The organism is Streptomyces sp. NPDC048643 (genome assembly GCF_040650615.1).
GTDB lineage: Bacteria > Actinomycetota > Actinomycetes > Streptomycetales > Streptomycetaceae > Streptomyces.
Genome location: NZ_JBEZHO010000068.1, coordinates 1 through 22,171, shown reverse-complemented (window position 1 = coordinate 22,171; position 22,171 = coordinate 1). Strand labels below are relative to the sequence as shown.

Sequence of the window (22,171 nt, the reverse complement as noted above, 5' to 3'; positions counted from 1 at the left end):
ACGTGACACCGTGCACCTCAAACCGAACCACCAGGCTTCCTAGGCTCCTCACACACCGAGCCGACCGGAGGTCACCATGACCAAAGTGATCCGCGCCGCCGTCTTCCAGACCGCATGGACCGGCGACAAAGAAACAATGATCCAAGCCCACGAACAAGCCGCCCGCGACGCCGCCGCCCAAGGCGCCCAGATCCTGTGCTTCCAAGAACTCTTCTACGGCCCCTACTTCTGCCAAATCCAGGACAAAGAGTTCTACGCCTACGCCGAAAAAATCCCCGAAGGCCCCATCGTCCAACGCTTCCAGACCCTCGCCGCAGAACTCGGCCTCGTCCTCGTCCTCCCCATGTACGAAGAAGAACAGCCCGGCGTCCTCTACAACACCGCCGCCGTCATCGACGCCGACGGCACCTACCTCGGCAAGTACCGCAAAACCCACATCCCCCAAGTCCCCGGATTCTGGGAGAAGTTCTACTTCCGCCCCGGCAACAGCGGCTGGCCCGTCTTCGACACCGCCGTCGGCAGAATCGGCGTCTACATCTGCTACGACCGCCACTTCCCCGAAGGCTGGCGCGCCCTCGGCCTCGCCGGAGCCGAAATCGTCTTCAACCCCTCCGCCACCTCCCGCGGCCTCTCCGCCTACCTCTGGCAACTCGAACAACCCGCCGCAGCCGTCGCCAACGAATACTTCATCGCCGCCATCAACCGCGTCGGCCAAGAGGAACACGGCGACAACGACTTCTACGGCACCTCCTACTTCGTCGACCCCGAAGCCCAGTTCGTCGGCGAGATCGCCAGCGACAAACAACCCGAACTCGTCGTCCGCGACCTCGACATGAACAAACTCCGCACCGTCCGCGACCGCTGGCAGTTCTACCGCGACCGCGCCCCCGGCACCTACGGCCCCCTCACAGCCCCCTGACCACCCACCCCCACCCCCACGCACACACAACCGGAAGGAGAGGGAGCATGAGCCGAACCGTCATCCGTGGCGGACTCGTCATCACCGCATCCGACGAGATCCACGCCGACGTCCTGATCGAGGACGGCCGCATCGCCGCCCTCGCCGCGACCGGCACCCCCACGGCAGAGACCTGGACCGCCGACCGCACCATCGACGCCACCGGCAAATACGTCATCCCCGGCGGCGTCGACGCACACACCCACATGGAACTCCCCTTCGGCGGCACCTTCGCCTCCGACACCTTCGAAACCGGCACCCGCGCCGCCGCCTGGGGAGGCACCACCACCATCATCGACTTCGCCGTCCAAAGCGTCGGCCACACCCTGCGCGAAGGACTCGACACCTGGAACGCCAAAGCCGACGGCAACTGCGCCATCGACTACGGCTTCCACATGATCGTCTCCGACGTCAACCAGGACACCCTCAAGGAAATGGACCTGCTCGTCGAAGAAGGAGTCACCTCCTTCAAGCAGTTCATGGCCTACCCCGGCGTCTTCTACAGCGACGACGGCCAGATCCTCCGCGCCATGCAACGCTCCGCCGAGAACGGCGGACTCATCATGATGCACGCCGAGAACGGCATCGCCATCGACGTCCTCGTCGAACAGGCCCTCGCCCGCGGCGAGACCGACCCCCGCTACCACGGCGAAGTACGCAAAGCCCTCCTCGAAGCCGAAGCCACCCACCGCGCCATCAAACTCGCCCAGGTCGCCGGCGCACCCCTCTACGTCGTCCACGTCTCCGCCACCGAAGCCCTCGCCGAAATCGCCCACGCCCGCGACGAAGGCCTCAACGTCTTCGGCGAAACCTGCCCCCAGTACCTCTTCCTGTCGACCGACAACCTCGCCGAACCCGACTTCGAAGGCTCCAAATACGTCTGCAGCACCCCCCTCCGCCCCAAGGAACACCAAGCCGCCCTCTGGCGCGGCCTGCGCACCAACGACCTCCAGGTCGTCTCCACCGACCACTGCCCCTTCTGCTTCACCGGCCAGAAAGAACTCGGCCGCGGCGACTTCTCCAAGATCCCCAACGGCCTCCCCGGCGTCGAGAACCGCATGGACCTCCTCCACCAGGCCGTCGTCGACGGACACATCACCCGCCGCCGCTGGATCGAGATCGCCTGCGCCACCCCCGCCCGCATGTTCGGCCTCTACCCGAAGAAGGGCACCATCGCCCCCGGCGCCGACGCCGACATCGTCATCTACGACCCCCACGCCGAGCAGACCATGTCCGTCGAGACCCACCACATGAACGTCGACTACTCCGCCTACGAGGGAAAACGCGTCACCGGCCAGGTCGAGACCGTCCTCTCCCGCGGCGAACTCGTCATCACCGAGCGGGAGTTCACCGGACGCGCCGGCCACGGCGTCTACACCCCCCGCTCCACCTGTCAGTACCTTCTCTGAGAGACCAGGAGCGGCGCCATGGACTTCGGACTCGTCCTGCAGACAGACCCCCCGGCCTCCCGCGTCATCGAACTGATGCAACGCGCCGAGGCCAACGGCTTCACCCACGGCTGGACCTTCGACTCGGCCGTCCTGTGGCAGGAACCCTTCGTCATCTACAGCCAGATCCTCGCCAACACCCGGACCCTGACCGTCGGACCGATGGTCACCAACCCCGGCACCCGCACCTGGGAGGTCACCGCCTCCACCTTCGCCACCCTCAACGACATGTACGGCAACCGCACCGTCTGCGGCATCGGCCGCGGCGACTCCGCCATGCGCGTCGCCGGCCGCAAACCCAACACCCTCGCCCGCATCAGCGGCGCCATGAAAGTCATCCGCGCCCTCGGCCGCGGCGAGGAAGCCGACCTCGGCGGCACCGTCATCAGGTTCCCCTGGGTCAAACCCGGCGCCGAACTGCCCGTCTGGATGGCCGCCTACGGCCCCAAGGCCCTCAAAATGACCGGCGAGGAAGCCGACGGCTTCATCCTCCAGCTCGCCGACCTCTACCTCACCGAATACATGGTCAAGGCCGTCAAGGACGCCGCCGCCGACGCCGGACGCGACCCCGCCGACGTGAAGATCTGCGTCGCCGCCCCCGCGTACATCACCGAGGACGACTCACCCGAGGCACTCGCCCACGCCCGCGAACAGTGCCGCTGGTTCGGCGGCATGGTCGGCAACCACGTCGCCGACCTCGTCACCAAATACGGCGAACACTCCGCGGCCGTCCCCGAGGAACTCACCGACTACATCAAGGCCCGCGAAGGCTACGACTACGCCCACCACGGACGCGCCGACAACCCCGACACCGCGTTCGTCCCCGACGAGATCATCGACCGCTTCTGCCTGATCGGCCCGGCGGAACGGCACATCGAGAAGCTGAACGCGCTGCGCGCACTGGGCGTCGACCAGTTCGCGGTGTACGACATGCACGACGCGCAGGAGGCCACCATCGACGCCTACGGCAAGAAGGTCATTCCGGGCGTCAACGGACAGTAATGGAAATCTGTCATCTGTCATCCGATATCTGACAGTTGTCAGTCGTCATCCGTCGATGGTCACGACGGATGGCAGGGGCCCTTGAGGTCCCCCCCGTTCGCCCCTTCCCGCCGTCCCGGGAAGGGGTCCAGGGCGCTCGCCGCGCACCCCCCCGCAGGATGTCCCGCACGGCCTCTCCTGTCACTCCTCACCGATTGGCCTGCCCATGACAGAGACCGTCTCTCCGGACAGTCCGTCCGGCTCCGGACACGTCACGCTCCCTGACGGCCGCGTGGAGATCGCACCCGACGCTCCCGCGCCGAGCGGCCCCTACGCGAACGAGGACCTGCTCCCGGTCCCCGTCGAGAAGCGGACCTGGACCACCTACAATTTTTCCGCCCTCTGGGTCGGCATGGCCCACAACACCGCTTCCTGGACCCTTGCTTCGGGGCTGATAGCCGTCGGCATGGACTGGAAGCAGGCCGTCTTCACGATCGCGCTCGCCAACCTGATCGTGCTGGTCCCGATGCTCCTCACCGGGCACGCGGGGCCGAAGTACGGTATCCCGTTCCCGGTCTTCGCCCGCGCGTCCTTCGGGGTCCGCGGGGCCAATCTTCCCGCGGTCGTTCGGGCGTTGGTGGCGTGCGGCTGGTTCGGCATCCAGACCTGGATCGGCGGCGAGGCGATCTACTTCCTCGCCGGCAAGCTCTTCGGTGAGGGATGGCGCAACGCCTCGCAGATCGGCGGTCACGCCTGGACCATGTGGCTGTCCTTCGCCCTCTTCTGGGTGCTCCAGCTCGCCATCATCTATCGGGGTATGGAGACCATCCGCCGCTTCGAGAACTGGGCCGCGCCCTTCGTCCTCGTCGGGGCCGGCGTGATGCTCTGGTGGATGAGCAGCAAGGCCGGCGGGTTCGGGCCGTTGCTCGACCAGCCGTCCAAGCTCGGCTGGGGCGGGGACTTCTGGAAGCTGTTCTGGCCCTCGCTGATGGGCATGATCGGGTTCTGGTCGACGCTGTCGTTGAACATCCCGGACTTCACCCGGTACGGGAAGAGCCAGCGGGCGCAGACCTGGGGCCAGGCCCTCGGCCTCCCCACCACGATGACGTTGTTCGCGTTCCTGTCGGTCATGGTGACGTCGGGTTCGCAGGCGGTGTACGGGGAGGCGGTCTGGGATCCGGTGCAGCTGGCCGCCAAGACGGACAACGTGGTGGGCCTGCTGTTCGCGCTGGTCACCGTGCTGGTGGCGACGTTGTCGGTGAACATCGCGGCGAACCTGGTCTCTCCGGCGTTCGACTTCTCCAACATCGCGCCGCGCAGGATCAGTTTCCGTATGGGGGCGCTCGCCACGTGTGTCCTCGGGGTGCTGATCTTCCCGTGGAAGCTGTACGCGGATCCGCAGGGTTACATCTTCACGTGGCTGGGGCTGGTGGGGGGTCTGCTGGGGACGGTCGCCGGCATCCTCATCGCGGACTACTGGATCCTTCGCCGGACCCGGCTCGATCTCGCCGACCTGTACCGGGCGGGTGGCCGCTACTGGTACGACGGCGGCTGGAACTGGCGTGCCGTGGTCGCGTTCCTCACCGGTGGGGTGCTCGCGGTGGGCGGGGCCGACTTCCATCCGCTGGTGGACGGGCGTCCCATCGGGGCGCTGAGGTCGCTGGCCGACTACGGCTGGGCGGTCGGTCTCGGTACGTCGATGGTGCTGTATCTGGTGTTGATGCTGCTGCGCGGGAAGGGCCGGACGGCCGTCTGACCCGGGGGAGGGGAGGGCGGTCAGACTTTCTGGCCGCCCTTCAGTGTGTTCACCGCGTCCTTGGCGGCCTTGATGGCTCCCTTGTTGATCTCGTCGGTGCCGGGTGCCTTCTTCGTCTCGAAGTCGCTGCCGTTGTAGGTGATGACGACCAGGGCGTTGGACACCTGGGCGATCACGACACCTTCGCGGGTCTGCTGCTTGTCCTCGGTGGTGAGGTTGACGACGGAGTAGGCGGAGTCGCCGAGGCCGGGAACCGCTCCGCCGCCGCTCTTGTCGTCGACGCGGTCCTTGTAGGCCTTCTGTGCCGCGGCGTCGGAGTCCTTGATCTCGTACGAGACGTCGAGCCAGCGGTAGTCGAAGTCCTTGAGCGCGTTCCACGAGCAGGTGCGGCGCAGGGACTTGTCGGTCGACGCGATCTCCTGGCCGGCGGTCTTGGCTCCGGGGACGAGTGCCTTGATCGAGGCGACGGGGATGCCGCCGCAGGGCGCGGGGGAGGCGGTGTACGTCTTCTTGGCGGTGGCCGTCGTGGACGGTGCCGATGCCGTGTCGGTGGGGTTGTCCTGCGTCGGGTTGTGCTCGGCGGTGGGGCTCGCGGTGAACGGGTCCGCGGCCAGGGCCCAGCCCGCGGCGGCGAGCACGGCGACGGGCAGCAGACGCGCGGTGAGCGCGAGCGGCAGAGGCAGAGAACGCAAGGCGCACTTCTCGTGGGGGACGGTGCGGAGGTCGTGGTCCGCACGGCGGACGGGACGCCAGTGTCACACGAGTCCCTGTGGTGGGGAAGTGCCAACTCGCTCCGTGCCCGCGTGGTGACAGCGGCCGCCGTGCGAGGGCCGGTTGGGGGACACAGTCGGACACTCCGTCCTTTATGGGGCCTTGTGTGGGCGGGGTGCGGGATCGTGTCGCGCGGGTGTGGGTGAGAGGCCTGCGAGGCCCTCAACTGGGCCTCTCCGTAGGGGAGTCGAGCCACGGAGGGCTGACGCCGGGTCGGGGTGGGGCCGTCCGGCGGGTGCGCGTGCCATGATCGGCCGATGATCGCGATACGTCCGAGGGGCGGGTGGGTGCGGCCGGTCGTCCTGGCCTGTCTGGTGATGACGGTCACGAGCGGGTGCGGGCTGTCCGCCGAGCTGGACCGTGAGCGTGACCCGGCGCGTACGGCGGTTCCGTTTCCGGCTCCGAGCGCGGTGGGGACCGACGGGTCGGCGGGGCTGCGGATCGAGCCGCCCGAGCTCCCGTCGTCCGCCCCCTCGCCCTCGCCGTCGGGTGCGGTGGCGGGGCGGCAGGGCAGCGGGTGTCCGGCGTCCGGGCTGCGGTTCGGGACGGGTCCGGTGGACGCGGCGATGGGGCTGCGTGCCGTGACGCTCACGCTCACCAACTGCGGGAAGCGGCCGTACGCGGTGGACGGCTATCCGGATGTCGTGGCCGTCCTCGGCCCCGAGGGTGCGCGGATCACCGGGGTGCGCGCGGTGGCGGGGACGGACCAGGTGCCCATGGCGCCCCCGGATCCGGGGGCGAAGGCGTTCACGCTGCGGCCGGGCGAGCGTGCCCGTGCGGGGCTGTACTGGCGGATGGCGGCCGAGGAGGGCTCGTATCTGCGGGTGGCGCCGCGCGCGGGGCAGGCGGTCGTCACGCTGCCGCTGCCGGACCCGCTGGACATCGGTCCGCGGAACACGCTGGGTGCGACGGCGTGGGTGCCGGCGGGCTGATCGCGCACCTGCCGCCCGCTCTGCTGTCCGGGGGCGGGCAAGTGTCATAGTCGGAGCCGAGGTTGATCGCTCCGGACAGCGAGGTGGCAGGCATGTTCACGACCCGACCGACGCTTCAGGGCACCTTCGGCATGGTGTCCTCCACGCACTGGCTCGCCTCGCAGTCGGCGATGGCGGTCCTGGAGGACGGTGGCAACGCGTTCGACGCCGCGGTCGCCGCCGGGTTCGTCCTGCACGTGGTGGAGCCCCACCTGAACGGTCCGGCGGGCGAGGTCCCGATCATCCTCGCTCCCGCGGGCGGTCCGGTGCGGGTGCTGTGCGGGCAGGGTGTGGCGCCCGCCGGGGCGACGGTCGCCCATTACCGGGGGCTGGGCCTGGATCTGGTGCCGGGGACGGGTCCGCTGGCCGCCGCGGTGCCGGGCGCCTTCGACGCCTGGATGGTGCTGTTGCGCGACCACGGCACCAGGACGCTCGCGGACGTCCTGAAGTACGCGATCGGGTACGCCGAGGACGGCCACGCGCCCGTGGAGCGTGTCGGCGAGACGGTGGAGACCGTGCGTGAGCTGTTCGAGACGGAGTGGACGTCGTCGGCGGAGGTGTATCTGCCGGGTGGCCGGGCGCCGCGTCCGGGCGAGCTGTTCCGCAATCCGGCGCTGGCGGCGACGTGGCGGCGGCTGCTGGGCGAGGTCGCCGGTGCCGGCGGACGGGAGGCGGAGATCGAGGCGGCGCGGGAGGTGTGGCGTTCCGGGTTCGTCGCGCGGGCGCTGGTCCGGCAGGCGGGGCGGCCCACCGTGGACACCAGCGGTGAGCGGCACGTGGGTACGTTGACGGCGGCCGATCTGGCCGGCTGGTCGGCGACGTACGAGGATCCGGTGACGTACGACTGGCGGGGCTGGACGCTGTGCAAGGCGGGCCCGTGGAGTCAGGGTCCTGTCCTGTTGCAGCAGTTGGCGCTGCTCCCGGCCGAACTGCCGCCGTACGGTTCGGCCGCTTACGTGCATCTGCTCGTGGAGGGCTGCAAGCTCGCGATGGCCGACCGGGAGGCCTGGTACGGGGACGCGGCGGGGGTGCCGTTGGACGATCTGCTGTCGGAGGCGTACAACGCGGGGCGGCGGGCGCTGGTGGGTGAGAAGGCGTCGTTCGAGCTTCGGCCGGGCGGTCCGGGTGGCCGGGAGCCGGTGATGAGCGGGCACGCGCGTGTGGTGGCCGCGGGGGAGGGCGGTTTCGACGCGCTGGGGGTGCCGGGTGCGGGGGAGCCGACGGTGGCGCGGGCGGCGGCGGAGCCGGAGGTGGCGCCGGACGGGGGCACCCGGGGCGACACCTGTCATCTGGATGTCGTGGACCGGTGGGGCAACATGGTCGCGGCGACGCCGAGCGGCGGCTGGCTGCAGTCCAACCCGGTGGTCCCGGAGTTGGGTTTCCCGCTCGGTACGCGGCTCCAGATGGCGTGGCTGGAGGAGGGGCTGCCGAACGCGCTCACTCCGGGGCGGCGGCCGCGTACGACGCTGACTCCGTCGCTGGCGTTGCGGGACGGGGTGCCGGTGATGGCGTTCGGTACGCCGGGCGGTGATCAGCAGGACCAGTGGCAGACGCATTTCTTCCTGTCGGTGGCGTTGCTCCCGCGGGTGCGGGGCGGGCTGGACCTGCAGGGTGCGATCGACGCCCCGAACTGGCACAACGACAGTTTTCCGGGCTCCTTCTATCCGCGCGGTATGCGTCCGGGCAGTCTGACGGTGGAGTCGCGCATGGAGGAGGCGGTGGTGGAGGAGCTGCGTCGCCGGGGTCATGACGTGACGGTGGCGGGGGCGTGGACCGAGGGGCGGCTGTGCGCGGTGGCCCGGGATCCGGAGACGGGCGTGCTGTCGGCGGCGGCCAACGCGCGGGGGATGCAGGGGTACGCGGTCGGCCGGTGATCGTCCGGCACCGGGAGTTCATGGTGATTCCACCCCGAGTACCCGGGAGGGGTGGGGATTGTCAGTGGCGCGTGCTGTGATGGAGCCATGATCGAAGACATCGAAACCATCGACGAGTTTCTCGCGCACCGCACGTCCGACGTGGAAGAAGTGATCCGGCAGGCGGCCGCCGCCGAGATCATGCCCCGGTTCCGGCAGCTCGCCGCGCACGAGATCGACCAGAAGTCCGGCCCGCACGACCTGGTGACGGACGCGGACCGCAAGGCCGAGGAGTTCCTGACCGAGGCGTTGACCGCGTTGCTGCCCGGCTCGGTGGTGGTCGGTGAGGAGGCGGTGCACGCCGACCCCGCCAGCTACGGGGCGATCGGGGGCACCGCGCCGGTGTGGATCGTCGACCCGGTCGACGGCACACGGCAGTTCGTGCACGGCGACTCCGGGTTCTGCACCCTGGTGGCGCTCGTGCTGGACGGTGTGGTGCACGCGTCGTGGACGTACGCGCCCGCGCGGGAGGAGTTCGCCACCGCGATACGGGGGAGGGGCGCCGTCCTGGACGGTGTGCCCCTGCGTTCGGGTTCGCCCGAGCCGGGCCGGGACCTCGACATCGCGATGTCGCACCCGGACTACACGACGGACGACCAGAAGCGTGCTCTGCTCGGGCTGCGTTCCGAGGGGGTCGTGGCGCGTCCGTGCGGTTCGGCGGGTCTGGAGTATCTGGCCGTCGCCCGCGGCGAGTTGGATGCGACTGCCTTCTCGTGGGAGGCGGCCTGGGATCACGCGGCGGGGTTGTTGCTGGTCGAGGAGGCGGGCGGCGCGCACCGGACGCTCGGCGGCGAACCGTTCCGCGTGACCGGGGGGAACGCGCTGCCGTTCACGGCGGCCCGGGACGAGGCCACGGCGCGTCGGGTGGTGGCGTTGCTGGAGCCGCGGGCCGAGCAGGTGGCGGCCGGCGCCTGAGCGGCCGGCGAAATCCCGGTTTGGTGGCCCGCGGGGCCGGGTCCGGGCCCGTCCGGGCGGCGGCCTGCGGCCTGCCGGGGTTCGGCGTGGGGGTGTTCCCGGCGACCCGGGCCGTCGGGGGCGTCGGTCCACCGGCATATCCTGAACCTCAGTGGCCGTCGGCTGACGAAGGAGTCCGAAGGTGCCGTCGATGCTCGATGCGGTCGTGGTGGGTGCGGGGCCGAACGGACTGACGGCTGCCGTGGAGCTGGCCCGCCGGGGTTTCTCCGTCGCCGTGTTCGAGGCGCGGGACACGGTGGGCGGGGGCGCGCGTACCGAGGAGCTGACGCTGCCCGGTTTCCGGCACGACCCGTGTTCGGCGGCGCATCCCCTGGGGATCAACTCGCCGGCGTTCCGCGCGATGCCGCTGGAGCGGTACGGCCTGGAGTGGCTGCACGCGGAGCTGCCCATGGCGCATCCCTTCCTCGACGGTTCGGCGGCGGTGCTCGCGCGGTCGGTGGCGGAGACGGCAGCGTCGTTCGGGCCGCGTGACGCCGGCGCGTACCGCAGGCTCGTGACGCCGTTCCTGTCGAAGTGGGACACCCTGGCGCACGACTTCATGTCGCTGCCCCTGACGTCGCTGCCCCGGGACCCGGTCACGCTGGCCCGGTTCGGGCTGGCCGGGCTGCCGCCGTCGACGTGGCTGATGCGGCGCTTCCGTGACGAGCGGGCCCAGGCCCTGTTCGCGGGTCTGGTGGCGCATGTCATCGCTCCGCTCGGGGGGATCGGCACGGGCGCCGTGGGCCTGGTCTTCGCGCTGGCCGCGCACGCCCGGGGCTGGCCGGTGGCGCGCGGTGGTTCCCAGTCGGTGTCGGACGCGCTCACCGCCTATCTGAAGGACCTCGGCGGTACCGTCCACACGGACTACGAGGTCAAGCGGCTGGACGATCTGCCGCCCGCGCGGGCGTACGTCTTCGACACCTCGCCGACGGCGCTGGCCCGTATCGCCGGGTTCGGGCGTTACTACGAGGGTTACCGGTACGGGGCGGGTGTCTTCAAGGTGGACTACGCGCTGGACGGGCCGGTGCCGTGGACCGCTCCGGAGGCCCGGGCGGCGGGCACGGTGCAGGTGGGGGCGAGCAGGGCGGAGATCGGTACGGCGCTGCGGGCGGCCTCGCGTGAGGGCCGGGCTCCGGACGCGCCTTTCCTGATCACCGTGCAGCCGAGTGTCGTGGACCCCTCCCGGGCTCCCGAGGGCAAGCAGGTGTTCTGGGCGTACGGTCATGTTCCGAACGGTTGGACCGGCGATCTCACCGACGCGATCGAGCGGCAGCTCGAGCGGTTCGCGCCGGGCTTCCGTGACCGGGTCCTGGCCCGCGCGACCGCCGGACCGCCCGAGCTCGCGGCCCGCGACGCCAACTATGTGGGCGGTGACATCGCCTGCGGTGCCGCCTCCGGGCTTCAACTGCTGCTGCGGCCCAGGGTGTCCGCGTTCCCCTACCGCACTCCGCATCCCGCCGTTTTCCTCTGTTCCTCGGCCACCCCGCCGGGTCCCGGGGTGCACGGCATGTCGGGCCACAACGCGGCGAAGGCCGTGTGGAGGAGGCTGAGGCAGGCATGACCACGATCACGCTGGTGCGGGGTGACATCACCCGGCAGAGCGCCGACGCCGTCGTCAACGCGGCGAACTCCTCGCTGCTCGGCGGCGGAGGCGTCGACGGGGCGATCCACCGGCGCGGCGGCCCCGCCATCCTCGCGGACTGCCGCAAGCTCCGTGCCGGCCACTACGGCAAGGGACTTGCCACCGGCCGGGCGGTCGCCACCACCGCGGGCGACCTCGACGCGCGCTGGGTGATCCACACCGTCGGCCCGCGCTACGACCGGGACGAGGACCGCTCGGAGCTGCTGGCGTCGTGCTACCGGGAGTCACTGCGGGTCGCGGACGAGCTGGGCGCCCGCACGGTCGCCTTCCCCGCCGTCTCCGCGGGAATCTACGGCTGGCCGATGGAGGACGCGGCCCGTATCGCGGTGGAGACGGTGCGCGCCGCGAGGACCGACGTGGAGGAGGTGCGTTTCGTGCTGTTCGACGAGCCCGCCTACGACGCGTTCAGGGCGCGGATCTGAAACGGCGGGCCTCGGAAACGGTCGGCGCGGAAGAGCCATCGGCCTTGTTCACAAGGGCAGTTCGACCACCAGTGGCCGGTGGTCCGAGATGCCGGTCGGTGGCGTGTCCACGTGGGTGGCCGCGTCCGCCGGGATCCCGGTCGCGAGGACGTGGTCGAACCGGACGAGGGGGCGGTGCGCCGGATAGGTCGGTGTGCGGGCCAGGTCCTGCCAGTCGCGCGGCAGTGGTGGAGAGTCGCTCCGTGTCCGCCGGAGCCCCGTGCGGCTCTTCCGTGCGGGGGTGTTGAGGACGGCTCTCGGGAGGGCGCCGGTCAGGTTGAGGTCGCCGAGCAGTATCCGAGGGCCGGGCAGGTCGGCCGTCCAGGCGCGGACTTCGAGCAGTTGGCGGACGTTCCAGCCGGGGACGAACGACAGGTGCAGCGCCACCACGGTGAACGGGCCGCGCTTGCCCTCCAGTACGGCGGCCAGTGCGGCCCGCGGCTGGTCCCACGACACGGTGAGTCCGCGCCGTCCCGGTGTCCGCAGCGGCATGGGCACCGGCGCCGGTGCCAGCCGACGTGCTCTCCAGTGCCGTACGGGCAGCCGGGACAGCAGGGCGATGCCGTGCGAGGGAACGCCGTCGCTCACCCCTGCCCCCGCCTCGGCCCCGGCCTCGCTCCCGGTCTCGTGGGGGCCGTACAGCCAGAGTGGCGGCTCGTGCGGTTCGGGTGCCTGCCCGGCGGTGGGCGCCGCACCGGCGGGGAACGCGGACGCGTAGCGCCAGTACGGTGCCTCGGCCCCCGCGGCGGCGGCCCGTGCCTGGTCCACCCGGCCCGATCGTTCCTGGAGGTGGTCCAGTTCCTGAAGGGCCAGGACGTCCGCGTCCAAGGACGCGACGGCCCGCACGAGCGGCTCCTCGGGGCCGCACCCGGCGGGGACGGCGACGGGCCGCCCGTCCCGCATCGACCGGCCGTGCAGCACGTTGAACGTCGCGAACCGCACCCGTCCGGCACGCGCCCGGCCGCGGGGATCCGCCTCGGAGGCTGTCATGGGCGCGACCGTATCGGGCGGGCGGCGGGAGTAGTGGGCCGATTCCGCGGACGGTCACATGTTCGTCGGCCCAGGACGTCCGTCGCCCCGGAGGAGGGCGCGCAGTGCCTCTTCCTCCCGAGGGCTGAGCCCGGTCACGAAGTGCTGGAGGGCGGCGATCGGGTCGGGTCCGCGGTCGAGGGCGTCGCGCATGGCCGCGGCGGTCAGCTCGGCCGCGTCCTTAGCGGGCCGGTACGCGCCGCGCCGGCCGTCCACGTCACGCAGCACCAGACCCTTGTCGTACAGACGCTTGAGGATGGTGTGCACCGTGTTGTAGGCGAGGCCGCCCGCGAGCTCCGCCTGGATCTCGGCGGGCGTGAGCGCGTCCTCGGTGGCCCACAGGGCGGCGAGCACTTCGCTCTCCAGCATGCCCGCGCTGCGCCGCCGCGCCCGTCCGTCGGGGCCTGTCCCAGCCATGCCCCTCACCTTACAGCGCGTAGGGGCGCCCGGAACGGCCTCGGAACAGGGGCGGAGTGCCGCCTCCGCGCGACCCTGCGGGGTGTCGCGGCGCGACGCTAGCCCGGTTGCCCGTCCCGTCCGGCGTCTTGTGCCGGTGCGAGATAGCTTGTCGCATATTTCCCCGACTCTTACCTTGCCCGGATGGAGCGCGGAGCGGCCGAACCCTACGGTTTGTAGGGCTGAAGGGAGGACGATGCTCAAGACCCCCGACGTCCCGCCGCTCGGTGCCCGGCGCAACGGACCGACCACCGCCCCCGCCGTCCGAATGCTCCGCCACCCCGCGGGAACAAGCCTCCTCGCCCTCGTCGCGGTCGCCTTCACCCTCGCCCAACTCGCCCTCGTGACACCGGCGATGGGCCTCGGCTGGGACGAGACGGTGTACGTCAGCCAGGTCTCCGGGCACGCCCCGGCGGCCTTCTTCAGCGCCCCGCGCGCCCGCGGCGTCTCCGTCCTCGTGGCACCGATCGCCGCCTGGTCGTCGTCGACCGTGCTGCTGCGGGTGTACCTCGCCGTCCTGTCCGGGCTCGCCCTGTTCGTGGCGCTGCGCGTCTGGCGCGGCCTGTTCCCGGCCAGGGTGCTCGCCGTCGCGGGCGCCCTGTTCGCGACGCTGTGGGTGACCCTCTTCTACGGCCCGCAGGCCATGCCCAACTACTGGGTGGCCGTCGGCGCCCTGGCCTGCGTCGGCTGCTTCCTGCGCGCGACCGCGGACCGCACCGACCGGGCCGCCCTGTGGGGGCTCGCGCTGAGCGCCACCCTGATGACGTTGATGCGGCCCACCGACGCGGTCTGGGCGACCCTGCCCCTGTTCGTCGCCGCCGTGTCCGTCCCCCGGTGGCGGCGCCCGCGCCCCCTCGCCGCTCTCGTCGCGGGCCTGCTGGCCGGGGGCATCGAGTGGATCGCCGAGGCCTACGCGGCGTACGGCGGCCTGAGCCGACGGCTCGACGACGCCTCCCGCATCCAGGGTGGCCTCGGCTGGAACATCGCGATCCTCGACCAGGCCCGCAGCCTCGGCGGACGAGTCCTGTGCCGGCCCTGCACCGGCGGACTGCCCAGCCCCACGACGACGCTGTGGTGGTTCGCCCTCCCGCTCGCCGCCGCCCTCGCCCTGGTGATCGCCGTCCGCGCCCGCCGTCCGGCAGTCACCGTCCTGCTCGTGGCCTGCGCGGCGACCGCCGCACTGCCGTACCTCTTCATGATCGGCTACGCCGCCCCGCGCTTCCTGCTCCCCGCCTACGCGCTCCTCGCGATCCCCGTCGCCGATGCCGTCGTCCACCTCGTCACCGCCCCCGGCAGGTCGTGGCGTCCGGTGACCGTGACGCTCGTGGCCCTCGGCCTCGCCGCCCACCTCGCCGTCCAGTTCGCGGTGCTGCAGACCACCGTGCGGCGCACCACCGACGCGCACCGGGGCTGGGCCGCGACGGCGGCGGAACTCCACCGGCTCGGCGTGCGCCCGCCCTGCCGGCTGACCGGCCACCAGGCCATCCCCGTCGCCTTCTACGCCCGCTGCTCCGCCCTCGCGGCCGCCGGGCACAACGCGAACGCCACCGAGCGGGCCCTCGCACGGGCCACCCGCTCCCTGCCGTTCGCCGTGGTCACCGAACCGGGGAACCGGCCGCCCGCGTACGCCCGCGACTGGACCCCGCACTGCGCCGGCAACCTGAACGTCTACGTGTCTCCCCTGACCGGGAGCCGGGCACCATGACCGTCCCGCCCGGCACGCCGGCGCCGTCCCCGTCGCGCGGGGACGGCACCGGCGTGCCGACGGCCGTGTACCGGCGGCCGGCCCTGCCGGGCGGACAGCCGCCGGTGACGGTGCCGGGACCGGCGCCCCGGCTGCGCGGACGGATCTTCTGGCAGATCTCCTGGCATGCCGGATTCTCCCTGGTGGTGCTGGTGTGCGCGGCCTACCTCGCCCACCGGCACTGGCCCGTGGTCGTGTCCGGAGCCGCCCGGCTGGCGGGCGCCGACCGCGGCTGGCTGCTCGTGGCGACCGCCGCGGCCGGCGCGACCTGGGCCTCCTCCGCCCTCGCCCAACAGGGCGCCACCACCGTGCCGTTACCCGCCGGCCGGCTCGTCGCGGTGCAGTTCGCGGCGGCCTCCGCGAACCACGTCCTGCCCTCCGGGCTCGGCGCGAGCGCCGTCAACCTGCGCTTCCTGACCCGGTGCGGACTGCCTGTGCCCCACGCCGCGACCGCGCTCGCCGTGAAGGCCGGCGCCGGAGCCGTCGGGCGGGGCTGTCTGATCGCCGCCCTCGCCCTGGCCTGTCCCGGCGCCCTGAGGATCCCGCGGGCGCCGGTGGGCGCGTGGACGGTGGCGGCCTGTGCGGCGGCCGTCGCGGTGGCGGCCGTCGCAGCGGTGCTCCTGGTCGCACCGCTGCGGCGCGCCCTGCGCCGGGTCCTGCTCGACGTGCGTGCCGTCCACGAGGTGCCCGCGCGGGCGGCCGCCCTGTGGGGCGGCGCCCTCGGCTCCGCCGCGCTGCACTCCGCCGTCGTCGTCGCCGTCACCCAGGCCATCGGCCTGCCCCTGCCGCCCGCGCGCGTGGCGCTCGCCTTCCTCGCCGCGAGCAGCGCCGCCGTCCTGCTGCCCACCCCGGGCGTCCTCGGCTCCCTCGACGCCGCGCTCGCTCTCGCCCTCACCCTCGCGGGAGCACCCGGCAGCGCGGCGGCGTCCACCGTGCTCGGCTACCGGCTCCTGACCAGCTGGCTTCCCCTCGTCCCGGGGCTGGTGACCCTGGGGGTACTGGTTCGGCGCCGCGTCCTGTGAGCCGTGCGCCGCCGCACCCGCGCCTTGCGGGAACGGGCGTACGAAGGGGCGGGCCGGGGCGCGGGCCGGGCGAGGCAGATGTCGGATTCCCGCCAGCCCGACCCTCCCGGGTGACGGATGCTTGAGACATGCAGAACGGGATGCACACCGACACGGAGCGCTGTCTGCGTGCCGTCCAGTCGAAGGACGCGCGCTTCGACGGATGGTTCTTCACCGCCGTCACCACCACGAGGATCTACTGCCGGCCCAGCTGCCCGGTCGTGCCGCCGAAGCCGCAGAACATGACGTTCTTCCCCAGCGCGGCCGCCTGCCAGCAGGCCGGGTTCCGGGCCTGCAAGCGGTGCCGCCCGGACACCAGCCCCGGCTCGCCCGAGTGGAACCACCGCGCCGACCTGGTGGCCCGCGCGATGCGGCTCATCGGCGACGGGATCGTCGACCGCGAAGGCGTGCCCGGCCTCGCCACCCGCCTCGGCTACAGCACCCGGCAGGTCGAACGTCAGCTCCTCGCCGAACTGGGCGCGGGCCCCCTCTCGCTCGCCCGCGCGCAGCGCGCCCAGACCGCCCGGCTGCTCATCGAGACGACGCCGCTGCCGATGGCCGAGATCGCCTTCGCCGCAGGTTTCTCCTCGATCCGCACCTTCAACGACACGGTGCGCGAGGTCTTCGCCCTGTCACCGAGCGAACTACGGGCCCGCCTCCCCAGGAAACGGACCGGAGCCGCCCCGGGAGTCGCCCACACCCCGGGCGTCCTGAACCTCCGGCTGCCGTTCCGCGCCCCGCTCCATCCGGACAACCTCTTCGGACACCTCGCCGCCACCGCCGTACCCGGGGTGGAGGAATGGCGCGCCGGCGCCTACCGGCGGACCCTGAGGCTGCCGTACGGACACGGGATCGTCGGTCTGACGCCGATGCCGGACCACATCGCGTGCCGGCTCAGCCTCAGCGACCTGCGTGACCTGCCCGTCGCGATCAGCCGCTGCCGCCGCCTGCTCGACCTGGACGCGGACCCGGTCGCCGTCGACGACCAGTTGCGCACGGACCCGCTGCTCGCACCCCTGGTGGACAAGGCGCCCGGCCGCCGGGTGCCGCGCACGGTCGACGAGGCCGAGTTCGCCGTACGGGCCGTGCTGGGGCAGCAGGTCTCCACGGCTGCCGCGCGGACGCACGCCGGCCGGCTGGTCGTCGCGCACGGCGACCCGGTCGACGACCCGGAGGGCGGCCTCACCCACCTCTTCCCCACGCCGGCGGCGCTCGCCGCGCTCGACCCCGAGTCGCTCGCGATGCCCCGGACCCGCCGCACCACCTTCACCACCCTGGTGGCCGAACTCGCCGAGGGGAGACTGCACCTGGGGATGGAGAGCGACTGGGCGGAGGCGAGGGCCCGGCTGCTGGCCCTGCCCGGGTTCGGCCCCTGGACCGTCGACGTGATCGCGATGCGCGCCCTCGGCGACCCGGACGCCTTCCTCCCCACCGACCTCGGAATCCGTTACGCCGCAAAGGAGTTGGGCCTGCCCTCCACGCCCGCGGCCCTCACCGCGCGGGCCGCGGCCTGGCGGCCCTGGCGGGCGTACGCGGTCCAGTACCTGTGGGCCACGGCCGACCACCCGATCAACTTCCTGCCCGCGTGAGCCCGCCCCCGCCCGCCGCGCGGTACACGACACCACGACCACCACGTATCAAGGACCCCCAGTGAAACAGCACATGGTCATCGACAGCCCCTACGGGCCCCTCACCCTCGTCGCCGACGACGGTGTCCTGTGCGGCCTCTACATGGTCGGCCAGCGCCACCGACCCCAGGAGGAGACCTTCGGCGAGCGCGACGACACCCTCTTCGGCGACGTGACGGAGCAGCTCGACGCCTACTTCGCGGGCGAGTTGAAGGAGTTCACCGTCGAACTGCGGCTGGCGGGAACACCGTTCCAGCGCAGCGTGTGGGACCGGCTGCGGCGGATCCCCTACGGCGAGACCCGCTCGTACGGCGAACTCGCCGATACCCTCGGCAACCTGGGCGCATCCCGCGCGGTGGGCCTCGCCAACGGCAAGAACCCGGTCGGCATCATCGTGCCCTGCCACCGCGTGGTCGGCGCGAACGGCAGCCTCACGGGCTACGGCGGCGGCCTGGACCGCAAGCAGCGCCTGCTGGACTTCGAAAGCGGAGCGGCCCTCTTCTGACCGTCTCCATCCCCCTAGCCGTCTTCGGAGTCCAGCGCGCGCAGCAGTGCCGGCAGCGCGGTGCCGATCGGCTCCCGTACGACCTCGTCGGCGATCTCGTCGTACGGGGTGGCCTCGGCGTTGACGACGACGAGGCGGGCCCCGTGGTCGGCGGCCACGCCCGCGAGCCCGGCGGCGGGATGGACCTGGAGGCTGCTGCCGACGGCGATGAACACCTGGCAGGCCTTGGCGATGGCGGCGGCCTGACCGAGGACGACCGGGTCGAGCCGTTCACCGAACAGCACGGTCGCCGGCTTGAGGATCCCGCCGCAGGTGAGGCACGCGGGATCGTCCTCACCGGCGTCGACGCGGGCGAGGGCGTCCTCCATGGGCGTCCGCTCGTGACACGCGGTGCACACCACGGCCCGTGCGGTGCCGTGCAGTTCGAGGACCTTACGGGCGGGCATCCCGGCGAGCTGGTGCAGCCCGTCGACGTTCTGCGTGATCACCCGCACGGGCACACCGGACCTCTCCAGCTCCGCCACCGCCCGGTGCGCGCCGTTCGGCTCCGCCCCGAGGGCCCCGCTCTCCCGTCGCATCAGCCAGGCCCGCCGCCGGATCTCCGGATCGCCCATGTAGTACTCGTACGTCACGAGCTTCTCGGCCTCGGGGTCCTGCCGCCACAGCCCGTTCGGGCCGCGGTAGTCGGGGATGCCGGAGTCGGTGGAGATGCCTGCGCCACTGAGGACGGCGACGAGGGGCCTGGTCATGTCGTCGAGGGTAGGGCGGTCGGGGCGGGGCGGCGAGCGGATATCCGGCGCGTGGACGCGCGGCGCGGCGCCGCGAACCGGTCGGTCACGGCCTGGGACGGCTCCAGGGTCCGCCGTCCGCCGGTCGACGATGAGGCCGTGGTCGGCGGTGGGCGGGCAGCGATACCCGCCGGCCTCCCTGTCAGGCGGCCTCGGCCTTGACCCGTCCCGAGCGGACGGCGTCGACGAGAGCCCGGTAGTCCTTCTCGTTCTGGTCGGCGTAGCGCTCGGCGAACGTGACCAGCGCACGGTCGAAGACATCACCGCCGCCCAGATACGAGGCGATCGCGATCCGGTCCCCCGAGCGCGCGTGCGCGCGGGCCAGCGTCGCGCCGCACAGCTCACCGAAGGCGCGCATGCCCGACGGGGCCATGGCCTCGGGCTGCGCGATGCCCTTCCAGTCCCTCAACTGCCGCAGGTAGAAGTCCCGTCGGCGGCCGTCGATGCCGTCCGCCCGCTCCCATCCGAGGAAGATGTCGCTGGTGGCCTGCATGAGCCGTTGCCCGGCGACCACCCGCTCGCCCTGCGTGCGGTACGCGCTCGCACCGGCGAACGGCGCGAGCACCGACTCGTCGGCCTCCTTGGCCTGGAGGAGCAGCGGATCGGCGTCGTCCCGGCCGAGCAGCAGGATGATCCAGCAGCGGGTGCCCACACTGCCCACGCCGACGACCTTGCGGGCCACGTCGGCGATCCGGTACTGCTCCAGCAGGAACCGCCGGTCCGAGTTCAGGCTGTGGCCGTAGCGTGCGATCAGGCGGCGGAACTCCCGCTCCAGCGCGCTGCGTTCGACGTCGGGAAGCAGGTCGTCCAGCGGGGTGATGAGGGGCGGGTCCGCGGTGATGCGGGCTCTGCCGTCGACGATGTGGGTGAGCTTGCCGAAGGCGTGGGCGCTGTCCCGGGTCCGCGCCTTGGCGGCCGACTGCGACCAGCGGTCCCGGGCCCGTGCGCTCAGCTCCCCGGCGAAGTGGGTCTTCACCCACTCCTCGTCGAACTGTGTGTACCAGACGGGAAGATTGCCCAACTCGGCGAAGCGGCGCATCCATTCGCGGTAGGAGCGCACCGTCGCACGGACGATGCCGGCCCGCTCCTTGGTGCTGAACCCGTTGGCCCGCCCCGCGATGACGAAGCTGGCGGACAGCCGCTTGACGTCCCACTCCCACGGTCCGGGCAGTGTCTCGTCGAAGTCGTTGATGTCGAACATCAGCCGGCGCTCCGGAGAGGCGAGCAGGCGGAAGTTCAACAGGTGTGCGTCACCGCACAGTTGGGCCCTGATCCCGGAGCGGGGGGTGTCGGCGAGGTCCGCGGCCATGATGGCGGCGGCCCCTCGGTAGAAGCGGAACGGCGACTCGGTCATCCGGCCGTAGCGGATCGGGACCAGCTCGGACAGCCGGTTCGCCGACTGACCCTCCACGACGTCCACCGGGTCGGTCCGCTTCGGGGAGGGCGTGAAGTCGGCGTGACTGGAGCGGGGCACGGAGGCCCGGGCGGCCTTGCCGAGCGCGGCCCGCTCCTTCGCCGTGTGGTGCGGGGTCCGGCTGTCGGCCGGGTGCTTGGGGGTCATGCCGACCACCGTCCTAGCGTCGCGGTCCGGGCCCGCCGGTCGAAGAGGACTCCCGGCCCGGTCCTCAACGTATCCCCGGGCGACAGGTCCGGCGAGTCGGGAAGGAGGTGCCCCTCCGGCACCCGTCACCGCACCCGCCCCGCGGATTTGTGGAGCCGGACGGAGGAGCGGACGATGAAGACGTGTGGCGGCGCGGCCATGGTGAGCCGCGCGAGGCGACGCGGGAGCGGCGATGGTCCTTGACCTGGTCCTCATCGGCCTGGCGATCGCCCTGAACCCGCTGCCCGTCACCGGATTCGTGCTGGTGCTCTCCTCCCGCAACGGCGTCTGGAAGGGCCTCGCCTTCCTCCTCACCTGGCTCGCCACCTTCGTCGGCATCATCGCCGTCGTCCTGCTCATGACCGGTGGCGAGCCACCGGCCGCGAACTCCTCGCCGTCCACCGCGGCCCTGGCCGTCAAACTCGCCGTCGGTGTCGGCCTCCTCTGCTACGCGGAACGCACCCGCCGCAGGATCGGTACACCGCACAGGTCCTCCGGGTTCATGTCACGCGTCGAACGCATCTCCCCCTGGTCCGCGGCCAGTCTGGCGCTGCTCCTCCAGCCCTGGGGCATGGTCGCGGCCGGCGCGGCCACCGTCGTCGAGGCCGACCTCGCGCATCTCGCGTCGTACGCCGCCCTCATGGGCTACTGCCTGCTCGCCTCGTCCAGCCTGCTGACCATGGAGCTCTACGCGACCTTCGCGCCCCGCTCGGCCGCCGTGCGGCTCGGGAGGCTGCGCACCTGGCTGGAGGGCCACCAGGAACAGGCCCTCGTGTCGCTGGTGCTGTTCCTGGGCCTGTGGCTGGTCGGCAAGAGCATCTACGAACTGACCGCGTGACGTGCGCGACGCCTCGGGCGTGGGCCGCGTCCCCGGCACATCGCGAAAGTGCGTCGGCATCCTTCCGGTGCTGCAATGGAGAGGAATTGGGGGCAGGGGGAATTCCGCGACCACCCAGGGATGAAGCCGTGAGCGAAGACGAATTCGTCGAGATGGGACCGATCGACTATGTGGTCATCGAGTTTCCCGGCAGCCGAATGACCGGTGAGGGATTTCCCCTCCTGGTCGACCTGGTGGACCGCGGACTCATCCGCATCCTCGACCTGCTGTTCGTGAAGAAGGAGGAGGACGGATCCGTGGTCGGCCTGGAGATCGCCGACCTGACCGGCGACGGGGTACTCGACCTCGCCGTCTTCGAGGGCGCCTCCTCGGGCCTGCTGGGCGAGGACGACATCGCGGAGGCCGGCCAGGCTCTGGAGCCCGGCAACTCCGCCGGCATCCTCGTCTACGAGAACCTGTGGGCCGCGCCCTTCGCCACCGCCCTGCGGCGCGGCGGCGCCCAGATGGTCGCCTCGGGGCGCATCCCCGTACCGGCCATCCTCGCCGCCCTCGACGAGACGGACGCCGGATAGGACCCGCCCCGACGAACGGGTGGAGTCGGTGGTGATCGCCGTGTTCGGAGCCGTGCTCGGTCTGGCGCTGGGGCTCGTCTGGGGTGTGTGCGTCC

20 protein-coding genes are annotated in these 22,171 nt (G+C 71.9%); 15 read left to right on the top strand and 5 right to left on the bottom strand.

Features of this window, described 5'->3' with window-relative positions:
- Positions 1–76 precede the first annotated feature (76 nt).
- The 4 genes from AB0C62_RS38560 to AB0C62_RS38545 all read left to right on the top strand — a co-directional run bounded on the left by AB0C62_RS38560 (position 77) and on the right by AB0C62_RS38545 (position 5,143).
- Positions 77–919, top strand: coding sequence for a nitrilase-related carbon-nitrogen hydrolase (locus AB0C62_RS38560; RefSeq protein ID WP_362981434.1), 843 nt, complete (start codon positions 77–79; stop codon positions 917–919).
- A 47-nt stretch (positions 920–966) separates the two neighbouring features.
- Positions 967–2,367 carry a dihydropyrimidinase gene (gene hydA, locus AB0C62_RS38555; protein ID WP_362981432.1) on the top strand — a complete coding sequence of 467 codons (1,401 nt, stop codon included), beginning with the start codon at positions 967–969 and terminating at the stop codon, positions 2,365–2,367.
- An 18-nt stretch (positions 2,368–2,385) separates the two neighbouring features.
- Positions 2,386–3,408: a TIGR03842 family LLM class F420-dependent oxidoreductase gene (locus AB0C62_RS38550; RefSeq protein WP_362981430.1), complete on the top strand. Its 1,023-nt coding sequence runs from the start codon at positions 2,386–2,388 to the stop codon at positions 3,406–3,408.
- A 205-nt stretch (positions 3,409–3,613) separates the two neighbouring features.
- Positions 3,614–5,143: an NCS1 family nucleobase:cation symporter-1 gene (locus AB0C62_RS38545; RefSeq protein ID WP_362981428.1), complete on the top strand. Its 1,530-nt coding sequence runs from the start codon at positions 3,614–3,616 to the stop codon at positions 5,141–5,143.
- 20 nt (positions 5,144–5,163) lie between these two features.
- On the opposite strand, the gene AB0C62_RS38540 is transcribed toward AB0C62_RS38545, so the two are convergent.
- Complete coding sequence (locus AB0C62_RS38540; protein ID WP_362981426.1) at positions 5,164–5,835, bottom strand: hypothetical protein; 672 nt, start codon at positions 5,833–5,835, stop codon at positions 5,164–5,166.
- Between the two features lie 336 nt (positions 5,836–6,171).
- Between AB0C62_RS38540 and AB0C62_RS38535 the strand changes: the two genes are divergently transcribed.
- The 5 genes from AB0C62_RS38535 (at position 6,172) to AB0C62_RS38515 (ending at position 11,816) form a co-directional block, all read left to right on the top strand.
- Positions 6,172–6,846, top strand: coding sequence for a DUF4232 domain-containing protein (locus tag AB0C62_RS38535; protein ID WP_362981424.1), 675 nt, complete (start codon positions 6,172–6,174; stop codon positions 6,844–6,846).
- 92 nt (positions 6,847–6,938) lie between these two features.
- Positions 6,939–8,759 (top strand): gamma-glutamyltransferase, encoded by a 1,821-nt coding sequence (locus AB0C62_RS38530; protein ID WP_362981422.1) that lies wholly within the window; start codon positions 6,939–6,941, stop codon positions 8,757–8,759.
- A gap of 87 nt (positions 8,760–8,846) precedes the next feature.
- Positions 8,847–9,713 (top strand): inositol monophosphatase family protein, encoded by an 867-nt coding sequence (locus AB0C62_RS38525; RefSeq protein ID WP_362981420.1) that lies wholly within the window; start codon positions 8,847–8,849, stop codon positions 9,711–9,713.
- A 190-nt stretch (positions 9,714–9,903) separates the two neighbouring features.
- The gene (locus tag AB0C62_RS38520) at positions 9,904–11,313 is read left to right on the top strand and encodes an NAD(P)/FAD-dependent oxidoreductase (RefSeq protein WP_362981418.1); all 1,410 of its coding nucleotides are present in this window, start codon (positions 9,904–9,906) and stop codon (positions 11,311–11,313) included.
- Positions 11,310–11,816: an O-acetyl-ADP-ribose deacetylase gene (locus AB0C62_RS38515; protein WP_362981416.1), complete on the top strand. Its 507-nt coding sequence runs from the start codon at positions 11,310–11,312 to the stop codon at positions 11,814–11,816. The genes AB0C62_RS38520 and AB0C62_RS38515 overlap by 4 nt, the downstream gene beginning before the upstream one ends.
- 48 nt (positions 11,817–11,864) lie before the next feature.
- On the opposite strand, the gene AB0C62_RS38510 is transcribed toward AB0C62_RS38515, so the two are convergent.
- A complete protein-coding gene (locus tag AB0C62_RS38510; protein WP_362981414.1) occupies positions 11,865–12,845 on the bottom strand; it encodes an endonuclease/exonuclease/phosphatase family protein in 981 nt (326 codons plus the stop codon).
- A gap of 54 nt (positions 12,846–12,899) precedes the next feature.
- A complete protein-coding gene (locus AB0C62_RS38505; RefSeq protein ID WP_362981412.1) occupies positions 12,900–13,301 on the bottom strand; it encodes a BlaI/MecI/CopY family transcriptional regulator in 402 nt (133 codons plus the stop codon).
- A 307-nt stretch (positions 13,302–13,608) separates the two neighbouring features.
- Between AB0C62_RS38505 and AB0C62_RS38500 the strand changes: the two genes are divergently transcribed.
- The 4 genes from AB0C62_RS38500 (at position 13,609) to AB0C62_RS38485 (ending at position 18,278) form a co-directional block, all read left to right on the top strand.
- Entirely contained in the window at positions 13,609–15,045 is a 1,437-nt protein-coding gene (locus AB0C62_RS38500) for a hypothetical protein (RefSeq protein ID WP_362981472.1), read from the top strand.
- A complete protein-coding gene (locus tag AB0C62_RS38495; RefSeq protein WP_362981410.1) occupies positions 15,042–16,106 on the top strand; it encodes a lysylphosphatidylglycerol synthase domain-containing protein in 1,065 nt (354 codons plus the stop codon). Before AB0C62_RS38500 ends, AB0C62_RS38495 begins: the two co-directional genes overlap by 4 nt.
- A gap of 128 nt (positions 16,107–16,234) precedes the next feature.
- On the top strand, positions 16,235–17,734 hold the full coding sequence (locus tag AB0C62_RS38490; RefSeq protein ID WP_362981408.1) for an AlkA N-terminal domain-containing protein: 1,500 nt from the start codon (positions 16,235–16,237) through the stop codon (positions 17,732–17,734).
- 61 nt (positions 17,735–17,795) lie between these two features.
- Positions 17,796–18,278, top strand: a complete 483-nt coding sequence (locus AB0C62_RS38485) for a methylated-DNA--[protein]-cysteine S-methyltransferase (RefSeq protein WP_362981406.1) — start codon at positions 17,796–17,798, stop codon at positions 18,276–18,278.
- Between the two features lie 14 nt (positions 18,279–18,292).
- Here the strand turns inward: AB0C62_RS38485 and AB0C62_RS38480 are convergent, their stop codons facing one another.
- Both AB0C62_RS38480 and AB0C62_RS38475 read right to left on the bottom strand, forming a co-directional pair.
- Positions 18,293–19,027, bottom strand: coding sequence for a Sir2 family NAD-dependent protein deacetylase (locus tag AB0C62_RS38480; protein ID WP_362981404.1), 735 nt, complete (start codon positions 19,025–19,027; stop codon positions 18,293–18,295).
- A 181-nt stretch (positions 19,028–19,208) separates the two neighbouring features.
- The gene (locus AB0C62_RS38475) at positions 19,209–20,627 is read right to left on the bottom strand and encodes a DUF2252 domain-containing protein (protein WP_362981402.1); all 1,419 of its coding nucleotides are present in this window, start codon (positions 20,625–20,627) and stop codon (positions 19,209–19,211) included.
- Between the two features lie 232 nt (positions 20,628–20,859).
- Here AB0C62_RS38475 and AB0C62_RS38470 point away from each other — a divergent pair, with 232 nt between their 5' ends.
- Together AB0C62_RS38470 and AB0C62_RS38465 are read left to right on the top strand one after the other, a co-directional pair.
- Entirely contained in the window at positions 20,860–21,504 is a 645-nt protein-coding gene (locus tag AB0C62_RS38470; protein WP_362981400.1) for a GAP family protein, read from the top strand.
- Between the two features lie 152 nt (positions 21,505–21,656).
- Entirely contained in the window at positions 21,657–22,076 is a 420-nt protein-coding gene (locus AB0C62_RS38465) for a DUF6325 family protein (RefSeq protein ID WP_362981470.1), read from the top strand.
- Positions 22,077–22,171: the final 95 nt, after the last annotated feature.